Source organism: Curtobacterium sp. RIT-PI-V (assembly GCF_025642935.1).
GTDB lineage: Bacteria > Actinomycetota > Actinomycetes > Actinomycetales > Microbacteriaceae > Curtobacterium.
On the sequence record NZ_JANZKM010000007.1, the window covers coordinates 97,210 to 112,766 of the forward strand.

At 71.0% G+C, this 15,557-nt stretch carries 17 protein-coding genes; 5 read left to right on the forward strand and 12 right to left on the reverse strand.

The features are described 5' to 3' along the window. Positions 1-50: 50 nt before the first annotated feature. The 3 genes from OGL88_RS07005 to OGL88_RS07015 are packed head-to-tail and all read right to left on the reverse strand — an operon-like array spanning position 51 to position 2,090. Positions 51-980, reverse strand: coding sequence for an OmpA/MotB family protein (locus OGL88_RS07005; RefSeq protein WP_263090803.1), 930 nt, complete (start codon positions 978-980; stop codon positions 51-53). Between the two features lie 2 nt (positions 981-982). Next, positions 983-1,807, reverse strand: coding sequence for a motility protein A (locus OGL88_RS07010; RefSeq protein WP_263090804.1), 825 nt, complete (start codon positions 1,805-1,807; stop codon positions 983-985). Position 1,808: 1 nt separating this feature from the next. After that, a complete protein-coding gene (locus tag OGL88_RS07015; protein ID WP_123938088.1) occupies positions 1,809-2,090 on the reverse strand; it encodes a flagellar FlbD family protein in 282 nt (93 codons plus the stop codon). 198 nt (positions 2,091-2,288) lie between these two features. Between OGL88_RS07015 and OGL88_RS07020 the strand changes: the two genes are divergently transcribed. The 3 genes from OGL88_RS07020 (at position 2,289) to OGL88_RS07030 (ending at position 6,775) form a co-directional block, all read left to right on the forward strand. Beyond that, entirely contained in the window at positions 2,289-3,857 is a 1,569-nt protein-coding gene (locus OGL88_RS07020) for a helix-turn-helix domain-containing protein (protein ID WP_214546792.1), read from the forward strand. A gap of 147 nt (positions 3,858-4,004) precedes the next feature. Beyond that, positions 4,005-5,126, forward strand: a complete 1,122-nt coding sequence (locus OGL88_RS07025; protein WP_263090805.1) for a DUF475 domain-containing protein — start codon at positions 4,005-4,007, stop codon at positions 5,124-5,126. Positions 5,127-5,194: 68 nt separating this feature from the next. After that, positions 5,195-6,775, forward strand: a complete 1,581-nt coding sequence (locus OGL88_RS07030) for a Na+/H+ antiporter (RefSeq protein WP_263090806.1) — start codon at positions 5,195-5,197, stop codon at positions 6,773-6,775. 97 nt (positions 6,776-6,872) lie between these two features. On the opposite strand, the gene OGL88_RS07035 is transcribed toward OGL88_RS07030, so the two are convergent. The 3 genes from OGL88_RS07035 to OGL88_RS07045 are packed head-to-tail and all read right to left on the reverse strand — an operon-like array spanning position 6,873 to position 8,983. Further along, the gene (locus OGL88_RS07035; protein ID WP_263090807.1) at positions 6,873-7,415 is read right to left on the reverse strand and encodes a DoxX family protein; all 543 of its coding nucleotides are present in this window, start codon (positions 7,413-7,415) and stop codon (positions 6,873-6,875) included. Then, entirely contained in the window at positions 7,412-7,609 is a 198-nt protein-coding gene (locus tag OGL88_RS18155; RefSeq protein WP_374114429.1) for a hypothetical protein, read from the reverse strand. The genes OGL88_RS07035 and OGL88_RS18155 overlap by 4 nt, the downstream gene beginning before the upstream one ends. A gap of 30 nt (positions 7,610-7,639) precedes the next feature. Continuing rightward, entirely contained in the window at positions 7,640-8,983 is a 1,344-nt protein-coding gene (locus tag OGL88_RS07045; RefSeq protein WP_263090808.1) for an MFS transporter, read from the reverse strand. A gap of 63 nt (positions 8,984-9,046) precedes the next feature. Here OGL88_RS07045 and OGL88_RS07050 point away from each other — a divergent pair, with 63 nt between their 5' ends. Further along, a complete protein-coding gene (locus OGL88_RS07050; RefSeq protein WP_263090809.1) occupies positions 9,047-9,640 on the forward strand; it encodes a CGNR zinc finger domain-containing protein in 594 nt (197 codons plus the stop codon). Positions 9,641-9,670: 30 nt separating this feature from the next. Here the strand turns inward: OGL88_RS07050 and OGL88_RS07055 are convergent, their stop codons facing one another. From OGL88_RS07055 to OGL88_RS07065, 3 genes are all read right to left on the reverse strand, one after another. Further along, positions 9,671-10,321, reverse strand: a complete 651-nt coding sequence (locus OGL88_RS07055; RefSeq protein WP_111084144.1) for a response regulator transcription factor — start codon at positions 10,319-10,321, stop codon at positions 9,671-9,673. Further along, positions 10,318-11,667, reverse strand: coding sequence for a sensor histidine kinase (locus tag OGL88_RS07060; protein ID WP_263090810.1), 1,350 nt, complete (start codon positions 11,665-11,667; stop codon positions 10,318-10,320). Before OGL88_RS07060 ends, OGL88_RS07055 begins: the two co-directional genes overlap by 4 nt. 126 nt (positions 11,668-11,793) lie before the next feature. Next, a complete protein-coding gene (locus OGL88_RS07065) occupies positions 11,794-12,306 on the reverse strand; it encodes an ASCH domain-containing protein (protein ID WP_263090811.1) in 513 nt (170 codons plus the stop codon). A 347-nt stretch (positions 12,307-12,653) separates the two neighbouring features. Between OGL88_RS07065 and OGL88_RS07070 the strand changes: the two genes are divergently transcribed. Next, positions 12,654-12,905 (forward strand): LuxR C-terminal-related transcriptional regulator, encoded by a 252-nt coding sequence (locus OGL88_RS07070; protein ID WP_374114430.1) that lies wholly within the window; start codon positions 12,654-12,656, stop codon positions 12,903-12,905. Here OGL88_RS07070 and OGL88_RS07075 read toward each other — a convergent pair. The 3 genes from OGL88_RS07075 to OGL88_RS07085 all read right to left on the reverse strand — a co-directional run. After that, complete coding sequence (locus OGL88_RS07075) at positions 12,856-14,031, reverse strand: flagellar hook protein FlgE (RefSeq protein WP_111084147.1); 1,176 nt, start codon at positions 14,029-14,031, stop codon at positions 12,856-12,858. The two genes, OGL88_RS07070 and OGL88_RS07075, sit on opposite strands and share 50 nt — an antisense overlap. A gap of 56 nt (positions 14,032-14,087) precedes the next feature. Further along, complete coding sequence (locus OGL88_RS07080; protein ID WP_263090813.1) at positions 14,088-14,531, reverse strand: flagellar hook assembly protein FlgD; 444 nt, start codon at positions 14,529-14,531, stop codon at positions 14,088-14,090. 25 nt (positions 14,532-14,556) lie between these two features. Continuing rightward, a partial coding sequence (locus OGL88_RS07085) for a flagellar hook-length control protein FliK (RefSeq protein ID WP_263090815.1) occupies positions 14,557-15,557 on the reverse strand: 1,001 nt, incomplete at its 5' end.

Below are 15,557 nucleotides of genomic sequence, written 5' to 3' on the forward strand. Positions count from 1 at the left end.
CTGTACCCCGTACTGGGGATGCAGGGGTGTGTGGCCCCGTCGGTCGTCCGTCAGCCCTGGCGTGCCCCGTCCTGCGCCTTCGCCAGTGCCGGCATCAGCGCGCTGACGTCCTGGTCGGCGTTCGACAGCACCACGATGTCGACCCGTCGGTTCAGGGCGAGGTCCTGGTCCGTCCCGCCCTTCGCGAGCGGCCGGCTCGACCCGAAGCCGACGCTCTGCACGTGGTCGCCCGGCATGCCGCCACGCTCGACCAGGTCGCGCAGCACCCCCGTCGCCCGGGCGGCGCTGAGCTCCCAGTTGGTGGCGTACGGCGCCGTCGAGTTCCGCTGGTCGGCGTGCCCCTCGACGCTGACGTCGTGGTGGCTCGTCTTGAGCACCGGAGCGATCGCGTCCATGATCCGCCGTGCCTGGTCGGACAGGTCCGCGCTGTTCGTGCCGAAGTACGTCTCACTGCCGACGAGCCGGACGATCAGGCCACGGGAGTCGACGGTGAACTGCACGTTAGCGGTCTGGCCGGCCTTCGCGAGGTTCTGCTTGATCGCCTGCTCGATCGCGGTGAGGTCGTCGAGCTCCTTCTCGGCGTCGGCGAGGTCCTGCTTCGTCGCGGTCACCGGCACGACGGTCGACGCGGGGTCGACGTTGGTGTCCTTCGTGCCGGACGACGCCGTCGAGTGGTCGGCCTGCGACTTGTCGGTCGAGTACCCGGAACCGTCCTCGACCTGGTCCTTCGTGACGACCGTGCCGCTGGCGGTGTCGACCTTCTGCGACTTGACCTCGCCGAAGCCCGTCGCCAGGGAGTTCTTCAGGGCGATGTACTTCTCCTGGTCGACCGTCGACATGGCGAACAGCACCAGGAACATGCACATCAGCACCGTGATCATGTCCATGTAGGACGCCATCCAGCGCTCGTCGGGGTGCTCGGCCTCGTCGTGGCCCTTCTTCGCACGACCACGGCCGCGCCCTCGAGGGTTGGCGCTCATCGTCAGGCCGCCAGCTGCTGGTCGTCGGCGTCGGTGTCCTGGTCGTTCTTGCCGGCCTTGCGCTTCGTGGTGTCGGCGCGCGCGGCCGGCGGCACCATCGCCTTCAGGCGTTCACCGAGCAGGCGGGGCTGGCTGCCGGCCTGGACCGCGAGCAGCCCCTCCATCAGGAGCGTCTGGCGGTCCGACTCGAGCTGCGCGAGCTTCCGGAGCTTGCCGCCGATCGGCAACCACATGAAGTTCGCGGTGAGCAGGCCCCACAGGGTCGCGACGAACGCGCTCGCGATGAGGGGGCCGAGCTCGTCGGGTTTGCCGAGGTTCGCGAGCACGTGGGTCAGGGACACGACGGTGCCGATGATGCCGACGGTCGGGGCGAAGCCGCCGAGGCCCATGAAGAACGCACTCGCGCTGCGCGTCGGAGCCGCGTTCGACTCGATCTCGTCCTCGAGCAGGATCCGCAGCTCGTCGCCGTCGGTGCCGTCCGCGATGTTCTGCAGCGCCTTCTTCATGAACGGGTCGTCGTGCTTGTCGGCCTCCTGCTCGAGGGCGAGCAGACCGTTCGACCGAGCCGTCTCCGCCAGACCCACGACGTCGTCGATGACCGACTGCGGCGGTGTGACCTTGCCTGTGAACGCCTTCGGCACGGCCTTGAAGCTCGCGATGGCGTCCTTCAGCGTGGTGCTCGCGATGCCGCAGCCGATGGTGGCACCGAACACGAGCAGCATCGGCGCGGGCAGGAACAGCCCGGCGAGCTCGACGTGCTCCATCTCGACCATGCCGAACAGGGCGCCGAAGGCGAGCAGGATCCCGATGATCGTCGCGATGTCCACGTCAGCGACCTCCGTCCTGCGTGCGGAGGGGCGCGACCGCGGCCAGCGTCGGCTGGGGGCCGGTGGCGTTCCGCGTGTTCGGCAGGTCGGTGCCGTAGGCCATGCCGACGATGCGGGCACGGTACGCGGCGATCAGGTCGATGACGTCGGCCATGGACTCGCGGACGATGTACTTCGCCCCGTCGACCATGATGAGCGTCGTGTCCGGCGTCTCGTGGATGCGCTCCACGAGGTCGGGGTTGACAGCGAATGCGCTGCCGTTGAGTCGTGTGACGACGATCATGGCCCGTCCTGGTTCTCGATCGTCCCGCCGCCGTCCGTGGGGCGGGATGCTGCCCGTCCGTGGGCCTGCACGGAGGTCTATCGGCGGACCACACCTGTTCGTTAGTTCATCTCAGATACGAGTTGTTGTGCCCCGATCGCTGGGAATTCGATGCACCGCCAACCCGTTTTTATCTCATGAGCGTGTTACGTTGACGGCATGTCCGACACCACCACCGTCGTCTCGCCGGCCACCCCGGCATCCGCCGCCCCGCTCCGTGAGGTCGGTGCCCTCATCCGGGGCGCACGCAAGGGCCGCAGCATGACCCAGGCGCAGCTCGCCGAACGCGTCGGCACCAGCCAGAGCGCGATCAACCGCATCGAACAGGGTGGGCAGAACCTGTCCCTCGAGATGCTCACCCGCATCAGCGACGCTCTCGACCAGCAGATCGTGTCGATCGGCGGCGCCCCGCAGCGTGCGCACCTGCGCGTGCAGGGCGGCCGGAAGCTCAGCGGTTCCATCGCCGTCAACTCGAGCAAGAACGCCGCCGTCGCGCTGCTCTGCGCCTCGCTGCTCAACCGCGGCGTCACCCGCCTGCACAAGGTCGCCCGGATCGTCGAGGTCGACCGGATCATCGACGTGCTCCGCAGCCTCGGCGCGAGCGTCACGTGGTCCGAGGACGGCGAGACCCTCGAGATCGTCGCCCCGTCCGACCTGCACCTCGACGCGATCGACGCCGACGCCGCCCGCCGCACCCGCAGCGTCCTGATGTTCCTCGGTCCGCTCAGCGGCCGGTACGAGTCCTTCCGACTCCCCTACGCCGGCGGCTGCGACCTCGGCACCCGCACGGTCGAGCCGCACCTCATCGCGCTGCGTCCCTTCGGCGTCGACGTCGAGGCGACCTCCGGCTGGTACGAGGTCGGCGTCGCGAACCAGGACGTCCCGACGAAGTCCGTCGTCCTCACCGAGCGCGGCGACACGGTGACCGAGAACGCGATCCTCGCCGCGGCCGCCCGCGACGGCGAGACCGTGATCCGCAACGCCAGCCCCAACTACATGGTGCAGGACCTCTGCTTCTTCCTCGAGCTGCTCGGGGTGCAGATCGAGGGCATCGGCACCACCACGCTCCGCATCACCGGCAAGAGCCGCATCGACGAGGTCGTGGACTACTGGCCGAGCGAGGACCCGGTCGAGGCGATGAGCCTGCTCACCGCCGGCATCGTCACCGACTCCACGCTCACCGTCACCCGGGCGCCGATCGAGTTCCTCGAGATCGAGCTCGCGACCCTGGCCGAGATGGGCTTGCGGTTCGACGTCACCGACGAGTACCCCGCCGCGAACGGCCGCACCCGCCTGGTCGACATCACCGTGCACCCGTCCGAGCTGCACGCCCCGATCGACAAGATCCACGCGATGCCGTTCCCCGGGCTGAACATCGACAACCTGCCGTTCTTCGTGGTCATCGCCGCGATGGCCGAGGGAACCACGCTCGTGCACGACTGGGTGTACGAGGGCCGGGCGATCCACCTGCTCGACCTGACCCGCCTCGGCGCGAGCGTCACCCTGCGCGACCCGCACCGCCTGGACGTCACGGGTCCGACGCACTTCTCGGGTGCCGAGATCAGCTGCCCGCCGGCCCTCCGCCCCGCGGTGGTCATCCTGCTGGCCATGCTCGCGGCGAAGGGCGAGAGCGTCCTGCGCAACGTGGGCATCATCGCCCGCGGTTACGAGCAGCTCCAGGAGCGCCTCAACTCCCTCGGCGCGTCCATCGAGACGTTCCACGACTGAGGCGACCGCCCACCCGCGTGACCCGACGGCCCGTCCCCGCAAGTGGGGACGGGCCGTCACCCGTTCTGCGCGGATCGACCCGGGCCTCCAGGCTGATGCGCAGGAGCGCTCCACCACGTACCCAGGCGACCGGTGCTGGATGGGGTGATGGCCACGAGATCGCTCTTGACCGTCCCCCTGTTCATCACGGTCGCGGCCGCCGCGGCGGCCTGGTTCGTCCTCGGCCCAGCCGCCGCCCTGGCGTTCGTCGCGCTCGCGCTCCTCGAGATCGCGATGGCCGCCGACTCGTCGGTGCCGATGGCCGGCATCGCAGGACGACTGCACTCCCCTGCCCGACGGCTGTTCCTGTCGCTCGGGATCGTCGCGGGCGTCCTCGCGATGCGGCTGCTCCTGCCGCCGGCGGCGGTCGCGGTCGGGGACGCGACCGACCCCGCGAGCTCCGTGCAGGAGGCCGTCTTCGCCCCCGGCTCGTTCTCGGCGCACCTCGCCGAGGTGCGCCCCGCCCTCGCCGCCTTCGGCGCCGCCTTCATCTGGCTCGTGTTCGCCGAGTACCTGTTCAACACCGACCGTGCGTCGCGAAGGTCCTGGCTGGGCCGCCTGGAGGCCCGGCTCGCCGCCGTCGCGCGTCCTCGCGTCTGGTCCCTGGTCACCGCTGCGACGGGGGTCGCCGTCACGGCCGTCCTCGTCGGCATCGACCGTGCGTGGTCGCCCGGAGCCCTCCTGCCGGTCGTGCTCGGCGGTGCAGCGGGCATCGCCGCGTACCTCGGGTCGAAGCGCGTCGCCGCGTGGGCGCTCGACGGGGTCGGCTCGGACACCGCGTCGATCGGGGTCGGCCGGGGCGCCTGGCGGATCCACGCCTACGCCTCCACCGTCGTGTTCGAGCGGGGGCTCGTGGTGTTCATGCTGTTCGAGATCCTGGACGGCGTGTACAGCCTGTCGGGGTCCGGGACCCTCGGCGCCGACGGCCTCGGAGCGCTCGAACAGGCGGCGGTCGCGGTGGCGGCGATCGGCGTCGGCGCCGTGTTCCTGGCGCGGTTGACCTCGCGGTTGGACGAGGCCGCGGGACTGAAGCGGCTGCGGTACCTGAAGGCCGGGGCGGCGTACGTGCTCGGGGTGCTCGCGGTGCTGCTGTGGGCGAGCCTGCTCGTGCCGATCCCCGGGGTCGTCGTCGCCTGGTTCGGCAGCGTGGTGATCGGTTCGGCGCTCGCGAGCTCGCTGCCGTGGCGGGCGTGGTGGCGTCGGCTGTCCCGGCGCCCACACCCCGTCTGATCACGCGCCTGGAAGGATCCACCGGAGATCGGCGTTGACTTGCGGGTCGGACGACGATCGGAGTGCACGTGCTGGGTCCTGAACTGGTGGTCGTCCTCGGCCTCGCCGTCGCACTGACGGCGGGGATCGCGGACCGGATCCGGGTTGCCCCTCCGGTGCTGCTGCTCGTCTTCGGCGCCGCTCTGGCCTTCGTGCCCGAGTTCGCGGACGTCGAGCTGCCGGCCGACGCGGTCCTGTTGTTGTTCCTGCCGGCGCTCCTGTACTGGGAGAGCCTGACGACGTCGCTCCGCGAGATCCGGAAGAACCTGCGTGGCATCGTCCTGATGGGAACCCTGCTCGTCGTCGCGACGGCGGGTGCCGTCGCCGTTCTGCTCCACCTGCTCGGGATGCCGTGGGGTCCGGCCTGGGTACTCGGTGCCGCCGTGGCCCCGACCGACGCGACCGCCGTCGGGGTGCTCACGAAGATGCTGCCGCGCCGCAACGTCACCGTGCTGCGGGCGGAGAGCCTGGTCAACGACGGCACGACCCTCGTCGTCTACGGCATCGCGGTCGCCGTCACGGTCGGCACGCAGGAGCTCACCTTCTGGGGCGTGTCCGGCATGCTCGTCCTGTCCTACGTGGGCGGGGTCGCCGCAGGGCTCGCAGCTGCGTGGGTCGGGACGCTCGTGCTGCGCCGGGTCGACACCGTGGTGCTCGAGAACCTCGTCACGCTCCTCGTGCCGTTCGGCGCGTTCCTGGCGGCCGAGGCCATCGGCGCCTCCGGCGTGCTCGCCGTGGTGGCGGCGGGGATCGTCGTCAGCCAGGTCGGGCCGAAGCTCGACCGGGCCGAGACCCGGCAGCAGGTCCGCGCCTTCTGGTCGTTCCTGACGTTCCTGCTCAACGGCGCGCTGTTCGTCCTGGTCGGCATCGAGGCGATGGTCGCAGCCCGGGCGTTGACTCCGTCCGAGCTGCTCCGCGCCGTCGGCGTCGTCCTGGCCGTCGCGGTCGTGCTCGTCGTCGTCCGGTTCGCATTCCTCAACGCCGCGGGCGGCACCGTCTGGCTCGTCACCCGGCGCTCGGGAGGCGCGCCCCGCGAGGGCCACCGCGACCGGCTCGTGAGCGGCTTCGCCGGGTTCCGCGGCGCGGTCTCGCTGGCGATGGCCGTCGCCGTCCCCCGCGTGCTCGAGTCCGGAGCGGCCTTCCCGGACCGCGACCTCATCGTCTTCGTGACGGCCGGCGTGGTCGTCGTCACCATCGTCGGTCAGGCACTCGTGCTGCCCGCGGTCCTGCGGCGGGCCGCGCTGCCCGAGGACGAGTCGGTCGGTGAGGAACGTCGCTACGCCGAGCGGACCGCCATCGAGGAGGCGCTCGACGCCCTGCCACGGTTGGCGCGGTCGACCGGCGCCGACCAGGCCACCGTGGACCGGGTGCGCAAGGACTACGAGGCGCACCTCGACGTCATCCAGGCACGCGAGGAGGACGACGACGACCACCCGGCGGTGCAGCGGCACGACACCGCCGTCGCGCTCGAGCTCGCCCTGGTGCAGCACAAGGCCGCGACCCTGCTGCGGCTCCGCGACTCGGACGAGATCGACGACCTCGTGCTGCGCCAGGTCCGAGCGGGCTACGACGCGGAAGAGGCGCGACTCGACGGCATCACCCCTGCGTGACGTCAGCCGGTCTCCCCGTCGGCACGACGGGGTGGGGGTGACGACCATCGTACGGGAGGCCCGGTGCCAGCTGGCACCGGGCCTCCCGTCCGGCGGTCTAGGAGTCTTCAGGCGCCGCAGCATCGGACGCGAGCGCTTTCCGGCGCTGCGCGACCTGGACCGCGATCGCGACCGGGATCGCGGCGAGGGCGACCGCCCGCAGCCACGGGCGGTCGAACGCGTGCCGGGTGGCATGGTCCAGCGACACCGGACCGGGGCCGCCGAGCGCGAACATCGCCGCCGAGAAGCCGAGGAACGCCGGGAACTCGAAGCCGCCGTCCGCGTTGAAGAAGCCGTTCGGCGTGTGCACGCTCGACGCGACGCCCATGGTCGTCGCGGCGCCCGCACCGGCGATCGGGGTGGCGAGCCCGAGTGCCAGGGCGGCGCCCGACCCGGCCTCGCCGATGCCGGCCAGCACGGCGCTCCGCTTGGCGGGGCGGAACCCCATGGCGTGCATGCCCTGCGCCGTGCCCTCGATGCCCCCGCCGCCGAAGGCGCCGAAGAGCTTCTGGGACCCGTGCGAGACGAGGACGGCGCCGAGTGCGATGCGGAGCAGGGTCTTGGCGGTGACCGATGCGGTGCTGGTGGTGTGCGAGCTCATGCGTTCTCCCGATCGTCCGTGGTGGTGGTCCGGGCGACGGTACGCCGGCACGGCTGCGGTGTCCTCGGGCTGGTCATTGATCGCGCAGCATCCGTGCCCCAGAGCAGCACCAGGATCGAGATCGAGATGAGCAGGCCGATGACCGGATCGGCGAGCGGGAAGCCGAGCATGACGCCGACCGCACTGAGGACCACTGCACCACCGTCAGCAGGAGGCCGATCACCTCACGACGAGGTCTCCTCGTCGACAGCGGATGCCGCCGCCGACGGCGGGCGGAGCACGGTCGGCGCTGCGTCGTGGGTCGCGAGGAGGCGGGGGTCGCCGACGCGTCGAAGCGGTGACGCGACCACCCAGACGACGGTGAGCAGTGTGCCTGCGCAGCCGAGCGCGATGCCGGCACGGGTGCCGACCGACTCGCCGACGATGCCGCCGACTGCGGCGCCGATCGCGATGACGCCGTAGGAGAGCCACCGCATGGTCGCGTTCACGCGGCCGAGCAGGTGATCCGGCGTGCGCAGCTGTCGGAGGGTGAGCGCGACGACGCTCGACAGCGAGGTGCCCGCGCCGTTGACCGCGAACACCGTGACGAGGACCGCGATGAGGACCGGGACCGGCCAGGACGCATCGGCCACTGGCAGGGCGGCGAGGGCGACGCACTCGACCGCAGCGCAGGCGACCATCACGGGGCCACCACCGAACCGGCGAACACTCGACGGGGCGGCTGCTGCCCCCAGGACGGCCCCGATCGCTCCGAGGCTGAACACCAGGCCGAGCTGGCCGGCGGTCAGGTTGAGTTCCCGGACAGCGTGGACGGTGAACAGGACCATCACCCACTGCGCGAAGAGGTTGTAGATGCCCGCGAACCCCACCAAGGAAACGAGGTACCGGTCGCGTCCGACGAACCGGAGACCGTCACCGAGGTCCCGGAGGGCGCTCCGTCCGGACCGCTCGGGCAGACGCTCGGTGGCGGCGATGCCGAGCAAGGAGAACGCTGAGACCAGGTAGGTCACGGCATGGGCGAGGAGCGCCCACGGGGCGGACAACGCCTGGATGAGGAATCCACCCAGACCGGGGCCGCCGACCTCGGCCGCCGACGCCGTCGCCTGCAGCCGCCCGTTCGCGCGCTCGAGGTGCTCCCGGCCGACCACCGTCGGGAGGAAGGACTGGTACCCCACCTCGAACGCCACGGTGAACGCACCGAGCAGGCAGACCAGGAGCACGAGGACCGGCAGCGTGAGTGAGCCGGAGAACGCGAGGACGACGACTCCGACGGTGAGGACGGCGCGGGTGAAGTCCGACGCGATCAGGATCGGCCGTCGTCGGCAGCGATCGACCAGCACACCGAGCGGAAGCGCGAGGACCAGGAACGGTACCCATCGGGCCGCACCGAGCAGTCCGACGTCGCTCGCGGAAGCATGCAGTACGAGCACGGCCAGCAGCGGCACCGCGAGTTCGCTGATCTGGCCGCCCACCGCCGATGCGCCCTGTGCGGTCCAGAACCGGGCGAAGTCCGCTCCGAGGCGCGGAGGCCGGTACCGCCTGGCGCTAATGGCTTCATAGTCCTTCACGCATTAGACAGTGACAGGCTCGATCTAATGGCGCAACCTGAAATCAGGCATTAGCCTGGACTCATGGTTGCGGCAGGCACGACGACGACGTTCCCCGAGGTGGGCGGTCACGCGGGCTTCGACCTCGTCGACACGGTCCACTGGCGTCTCGACGACCGCCGCGCGATCGACACGCTCGCGTCGTACGACGACGTCGTGCGATGGTGCAACCAGACGGGCGTCGTGCCGGAGGGCACCCGCGAACTCCTGGACATGGCGTCGGGAGCGCCGCAGACGGCAGCACGCGAACACACGGCCGTCATCGCGTTGCGCGAGGCCATCTACGAGGCTGTGTTCGAGTCGTCCGAATCGGCCGTCGAGCTGATCGCTCGGGAGTACGTCGACGCACTCACGAGGTCCGTGCTCGATCACGACCCCGCCGGGCCCTCATGGTCGTGGCGGGTCCCGAGTGACCTGACCGGACCGCGCGCTGCGATCGCCGTGCTCGCACACGAACTGATCACCTCGGACCTCGGTGCCGCTCGGCAGTGCGGGGACGACGCCTGCGGGTGGGTCTACCTCGACACGTCGCCTCGCCACAACCGGATCTGGTGCACCGCCGCGGGCTGCGGGAACCGGAACCGGGTCGCACGGCACCAGGCCAGGAAGCACCCGTGAGGTGGCCGTCACCGACGGCGGCCACACGGGTCACTCGACGGAGAGGAACCGCAGGACGGCGAGCACGCGTCGGTGGTCCGCCGTGGTCGCTTCGAGCCCGAGCTTCGCGAAAACGGCCGTGACGTGCTTCTCGACGGTCCCGCCTGACAGGAACAGCGTCTCGGCGATCGCCGCGTTCGACCGTCCCTCGGCCATGAGCCGCAGGACGTCGGTCTCGCGCGCGGTGAGCCGGTCGAGCCGGTCCCGGAGCGGCCGCGGAGCCTGCACCAACGCGGCAGCGACCTCGGGGTCGAGCACGACGTTGCCGGCCGCGACCTGCTGCAACGACTCGATGAAGGTGGCGACCTCGGCGACCCGGTCCTTCAGCAGGTAGCCGACACCGACGGTCGCGACGTCGAGCAGGGTCCGCGCCCACCGCACCTCGGCGTACTGCGAGAACAACAACACGCCGACCTCGGGCCGCGCTGTCTTGAGGGCCACGGCGGCCCGGACGCCCTCGTCGGTGTGGGTCGGCGGCATCCGGATGTCCATCACGACGACGTCGACGTGCTCGGACGCGAGCGCGGGGAGGACGGCCGCGCCGTCACCGACGGCAGCGACGATCTCGTGACCGCGCCCCTGCAACAACGACGCCAGTCCCTCGCGGACGATCGTGTTGTCGTCGGCGATGACGATCCTCACGTGGTCGTCCCGGAGGGCATCGCCATCCGGATCGTGGTGGGTCCGCCGGTCGGGCTCTGGACCGCGAGCGTGCCGTCAACCGCTCGGAGGCGTTCGAGCAGTCCGGCGAGACCGGTTCCATGCCCGTCCGGAAGCGGCAACGAGACGTGGGCGCCGCCCGCGCCGTCGTCGGCCACCGTGACGACGAGTTCGGGCCCCGCCAACGCCACGTCGACCGTAGCCAAGGTGGCTCCCGCGTGCTTCGACACGTTCGTGAGCAGCTCGAGGACCCCGAAGTAGGCGATGCCCTCGATGACCGGCGACGGGCGGACGGGCAGGTCCACGTGCAGCGTCACGGGGAACGGGGCGCGGGAGCACGCCGACGCGAGTCCGGCTTCGAGCCCCTCGTCGAGAACGGGCGGGTGGATCCCCCGAGCCAGCGCACGCAACTCGACGAGTGCTTCCTTCGTTGAGGCATGTGCCTGGGCGACGAGCGCCTCAACTCCAGACCCGTCGGCGTCCGGATTGCTCTGGAGTCGGTCACGGGCGTCGCCGAGGGTCATCGCCAGGCCGACCAGACGCGCCTGCGTGCCGTCGTGCAGCTCTCGCTCGATGCGGCGCAGCGTGCTGTCCGCATCCACCACGGCGGCGTCCCGGGACGCGGTGACCTCGGCGAGGCGCCGCTGCCGGAGGTCGGCGCCGAGCATCGAACGGATGACCGCGCGCTGCAGGGACCCGAGGCCGTGGTTGACGGCCGGCCAGACCGCGACGAGCACGACCAGGCCGACCGCGGCGAACGCGATCTGGAGCGGGACGGTGTCGACGAACACCCCGAGGAACTGCGCACCACGGTGCCGCAGCCCGTCCGAACCGGTCTGCTCCGGCAAGAAGCGGCCCCAGATGCTGTGGGACAGTGCGCCGAGCGCCGACACGAGCACCGCGACCGAGACAGCGAAGGATGCCGTCGTGACGACGAAGCCGACCAGCAGGTACGCGAACGCCCGCCACGTCGAGCCGTCCGTCAGCCGGGTGGTCGCCCATGCCAGGGGGCCGCCTCGACGCGGACGGATCGTCGGCGCGACGACCTCCTGTCCCAGCAGCGCAGCGGACATCCGCCGGGTGACCGCCGCGAACCACGCGGAACCGCCGACGAGGAACGCCGTGACGACCAGGCCGAACCACGTGACCGCGGACGGGACCCCGACAGAGATCGCCAGGGCGAACCACGTCACCGCCCCGATCGCGATCGGCAGGTGCGCGGCATGGAACGCGAACTGCCGCCAGGTCGCTACGGCGAACAGTCCGGAGACGAACCGGAACCGGGGAACGGCGGTGAGTTGCGGGATCAGGGCGGTGGTGCGGGACATGAGACCTCTTCGTGTGGACCGGGAGTGTGGTGCGCTGGTCCCAGCCTCGGGGGACGCAGGCGTTCGCGGGACCGGGCAAGCCCTCCGACTGCTGGGGGGAAACCCGAACAGTGGGCGCCGCCGTACTCAGTCGGCGTGTTCGGGTGGCCAGACCACGGAGAAGTACTCGAACACGATCTCGTCGAGCTCCGACCAGACCGCACCCCGAGCAGAGCAGGTGCGCTCCCAGTACCGCTGGTGCTCGCGTCGCCAGCTCTCCAGGGAACGATCGTCTTCGCCCTCCGCGACGGCGAACGCCGCATCGGCACTGTCGAACGGACCGATCCGCAACGCGGTGCTCCGGATGATGATCCGAGGTGCGCCCGAGCTGTCGCACGCGATCCAGTGCGACCCGATCCGGGGCAACGGGTCGCCTCGGTGCGCGAACTCGGAGACGAGCTCGGCGGTTGCGCGCTTCCCACCGGACAGGACGATCTGCAGCAGCTCGTCAGCGAGCCGGGCAGTGTCACCGAAGTGCTCCACCGTGTGGTCGCGGTCCTCGGCAGCCTGCGGACGGGTCGCCGTGTACTCCGCCCACATCGTGGTCGCGGCGTCGAGGTCCGGCGGTGCGACCGGGACCACGTCGTGAAGGTCACTCATGAGCATCATCGTGGCAGACGCGGCGCCGGGAACGAGCCCCGCGGCCGGTCGGTCTCCGTCGAGCATGCTCGTGCCCTCGTCGCCGGTGGGTCCCACCCGCGGCCTCGCGCTGTTCGCCAGGAGATCGGCAGCGAACGCCGCGATCTCGTCGGCGATCGTGCTCGGGACCTGTCAGGCGGTGAAGTGCGCGCCGTGGTCGAGGTGCGTTCTGCGCATGGCGGACAGGACGCCGGTGCTCGGGGTGGACGACGACGTGAACGTGCTGCTCGGCATCCGTGTCGCGCTCGAGACCGACGAGCACCGGACGGTCACGGCTGAGGGCGGCCGGGCACGGTTGGCGGTGGTGCGTGAGGACCCGGACGCCGTGGTGCTCGACTCGCGATGCCGTTCGCTCCGCCGAACAGCTCGACCTCGCCGAGAAGACCGTGAAGAACCACGTCTCCGGCTTGCTCGCGATGTTCGGGATGGAAGGACGGACCCAGGCCGCGGTCTCCCGAACCACCGACCGCCCGACGGGTCCGGGGCGGTCGGTGGCCGAGGGAAGCGCGCCTACCGCTTCAGGTTCGTCAGCTCCTGCAACACCTCGTCCGAGGTCGTGATGATGCGCGCGTTCGCCTGGAACCCGCGCTGCGCCACGATCAGGTTCGTGAACTCCTGCGACAGGTCGACGTTCGACATCTCGAGCGTTCCGGAGGCGAGCGAGCCGACGCCCGCCGATCCGGGGGTGCCCACCGAGGCCTGGCCCGAGTTCGCGGTCGCCCGGTAGCCCGAGGCACCGGTCTTCTCGAGGCCGGCGGGGTTCGCGAAGGTCGCCAGGGCGATCCGTCCGAGGGCCAGCGAGGCGCCGTTCGAGAACGACCCGGTGACGGTGCCGTCCTTCGAGATCGAGTAGCCCTGCAGGGAGCCGGCCTCGTGGCCGTTCTGCGACGAGATCGACGCGGTGTTGAGCGACGCGAAGCCGGACAGCTGGGTCATGTCGACGGTGATCCCACCGACCGCCAGGGTGGAACCGGACGCGATCGATCCGTCGGTCTTGAAGGTGATCGTGCCGGTGGCGGAGGTCCCCTGACCGTTCGACGCCGAGACGTTCCACCCGGTGGTCGTGCGGGTGTAGGCGAGCGACATGGTGTGCTTCGTGCCGTACTGGTCGTACACGGTGGCGTCACGGTTGAGCGTCTCGCCCACGGCGGTGTCCGACGGCAGGTTGCCGCTGACCGTCGCCGAGGTGGTCGACGTGGCCGGTGCCGCGGCGTCGAGGGGCAGACGGATGTCGGTCAGCTGGCCGCCGTCGTTGACGACGCCGTTCGTCGCCGAGTACCCCTGCACGATCTTGCCGTCGGCGGTGACCAGACGGCCGTTCGCGTCGAAGTCGAAGGCCCCCGCACGGCTGTACACGGTGTCGTTGCCGAGGCGCGTGACGAAGAACCCGTCGCCGGAGATCATCAGGTCGGTGGCCTTGCCGGTGGCCTGGGCCGAGCCCTGCGCGAAGTTCGTCGACACACCGGCGACCTGGACGCCGAGGCCGATCTGCGCGGGGTTCGTCCCACCGATGCCGGACTGCGGTCCGCCGGCACCCTGGGTCATCTGCGACAGGGTGTCCTGGAAGACGGTGGTCGACGACTTGAAGCCGACGGTGTTGACGTTGGCGATGTTGTTGCCGGTGACGTCGAGCATCTGCTGGTGCGAGCGGAGGCCGGAGATCCCGGAGTAGAGCGAGCGGAGCATGGTGCGTCCTTTCGGAGAGGCAGGAAGAGCAGGAAGAAGAAGCGGAAGAAGAACGGTCAGGAAGCCGGTGCGGTGGTGGTGATGCCGGAGATCACGTCGAGAGCGACCTCCTTCCCGTTCACGGTGACCGTGGGCACGCTCTTCGCGTAGGACACGGCCGAGGCGGTCCCGGTGACGGCGGTGCCGGTCGCGGCGTCGGTGTAGCTGACCTGCTTGCCGACGAGGTTCGCGGCGGCGATGCGCATCTGGAGCGAGAAGTTCTCGTTCCCCGTCGTGGTCTGGTTGGTGATCTGCTCCATCATCGCGAGCTGCGTCTGCTGGCTGATCATCTGGTTGGTGTCCATCGGCGACGACGGGTCCTGGTTCTGCAGCTGCGTGACGAGCAGCTTCATGAACACCTCGGAGTCCATCGTCTGGGACTTCTTCGCGGTCGAGTTCGCGGCGAGGGCCGCGGCCTGGGCAGCCTGGTCCACGCTGCCGGTGATGCCGTCGATGGGCATGGTCTGGTTCCTGTTCGTGAGCCGGTCAGGCGAGGACGTCGAGTCCCGCGGTGCGGATGGTGGAGGTGGTGGCTGCGGAGGCTGGCTGCGCGGCGGAGGTGCGCCGCGCCTCCAGGACGGTGTCGGCACGCAGACGGCCGTCGGCCGGTCGCTGGTCGCGACCCGCCGACGCACCCGGGTGGTTCTGCGAGGACAGGTCGAGCGTGGTGCTCAGCCCGCTGCCGGCGGCGTCGCGCCGCAGGTCCGGCAGCACCTGGCGGACCGCGTCGCGGCCCGCTTCGGACGCCGCGAACAGTTCGACGTGCATGCCGTGTGCCGTCACGTGCGCGCGGACCGTGACCGGTCCGAGGCTGTCCGGCACGACCTGCACCGTGACGACGTGTTCCCCGGGTCCGGCCTGCGCGAGCGAGAACACCGGTCGCGCGAGCTGCTGCCCGAGGGGTGCGGGCGTGGACGTCGGTGCCGCGGCGGCCGTGGCCGGGGCGGGCGCAGCGGTCGGCGTGGTGGGCAGGACGAAGGGCGTCTCGCCGCCGCGCGTGGTGGTGACTGCCGGGAGGCCCGGATCACCCGCCGTCGACCCCTGCTGCTCCGTCCCGTGGCCGGTCTGCCCACCCCGCGCCGCGGTCGCCGCTGCCACCGTGACGACGGCCGGGGTCGCGGTCGCGGAACCGTCGGTGGGCTGGGTGGTCTGGGGGGTCTGGGTTGCCGAGCTGGTCGGCTGGAGCGTCACGGCGGCAGCAGCGGCAGTGGCAGCAGGCGCGCTGCTCGTGCTCGTACTCGAGACTCCGACGGTGCCGGTGCCGGTGCCGGTGCCGGTGCCGGTCGTCGCGCCGGACGGGGTGCCGGGCCTCGGGACGTCAGACGCCGGTGACGGTGCGGGGCCGTCCGCGGGGACTGCGGCGGTCGTGCCCGATGCCGGTACGGCGGCGGACGCCGTGGTGCTGGCCGACGGCGCCGTGGTGGCAGCCAGCGGGAGCGCGGCCCCCGTCGCAGCGGCAGCTCCGGGGGTGTCGGCGGGGGCGGCTG

What these genes read in the sequence shown, in the direction of transcription:
- OGL88_RS07060 (WP_263090810.1), bottom strand. Translation starts at nt 11,667, where the DNA reads ATGTCCCGCACCACCGCCCTGATCCCGCAACTCACCGCCGTTCCCCGG.
- OGL88_RS07020 (WP_214546792.1), top strand. Translation starts at nt 2,289, where the DNA reads ATGTCCGACACCACCACCGTCGTCTCGCCGGCCACCCCGGCATCCGCC.
- OGL88_RS07035 (WP_263090807.1), bottom strand. Translation starts at nt 7,415, where the DNA reads ATGAGCTCGCACACCACCAGCACCGCATCGGTCACCGCCAAGACCCTG.
- OGL88_RS07005 (WP_263090803.1), bottom strand. Translation starts at nt 980, where the DNA reads ATGAGCGCCAACCCTCGAGGGCGCGGCCGTGGTCGTGCGAAGAAGGGC.
- OGL88_RS07065 (WP_263090811.1), bottom strand. Translation starts at nt 12,306, where the DNA reads ATGAGTGACCTTCACGACGTGGTCCCGGTCGCACCGCCGGACCTCGAC.
- OGL88_RS07080 (WP_263090813.1), bottom strand. Translation starts at nt 14,531, where the DNA reads ATGCCCATCGACGGCATCACCGGCAGCGTGGACCAGGCTGCCCAGGCC.
- OGL88_RS07015 (WP_123938088.1), bottom strand. Translation starts at nt 2,090, where the DNA reads ATGATCGTCGTCACACGACTCAACGGCAGCGCATTCGCTGTCAACCCC.
- OGL88_RS07075 (WP_111084147.1), bottom strand. Translation starts at nt 14,031, where the DNA reads ATGCTCCGCTCGCTCTACTCCGGGATCTCCGGCCTCCGCTCGCACCAG.
- OGL88_RS07025 (WP_263090805.1), top strand. Translation starts at nt 4,005, where the DNA reads ATGGCCACGAGATCGCTCTTGACCGTCCCCCTGTTCATCACGGTCGCG.
- OGL88_RS07050 (WP_263090809.1), top strand. Translation starts at nt 9,047, where the DNA reads ATGGTTGCGGCAGGCACGACGACGACGTTCCCCGAGGTGGGCGGTCAC.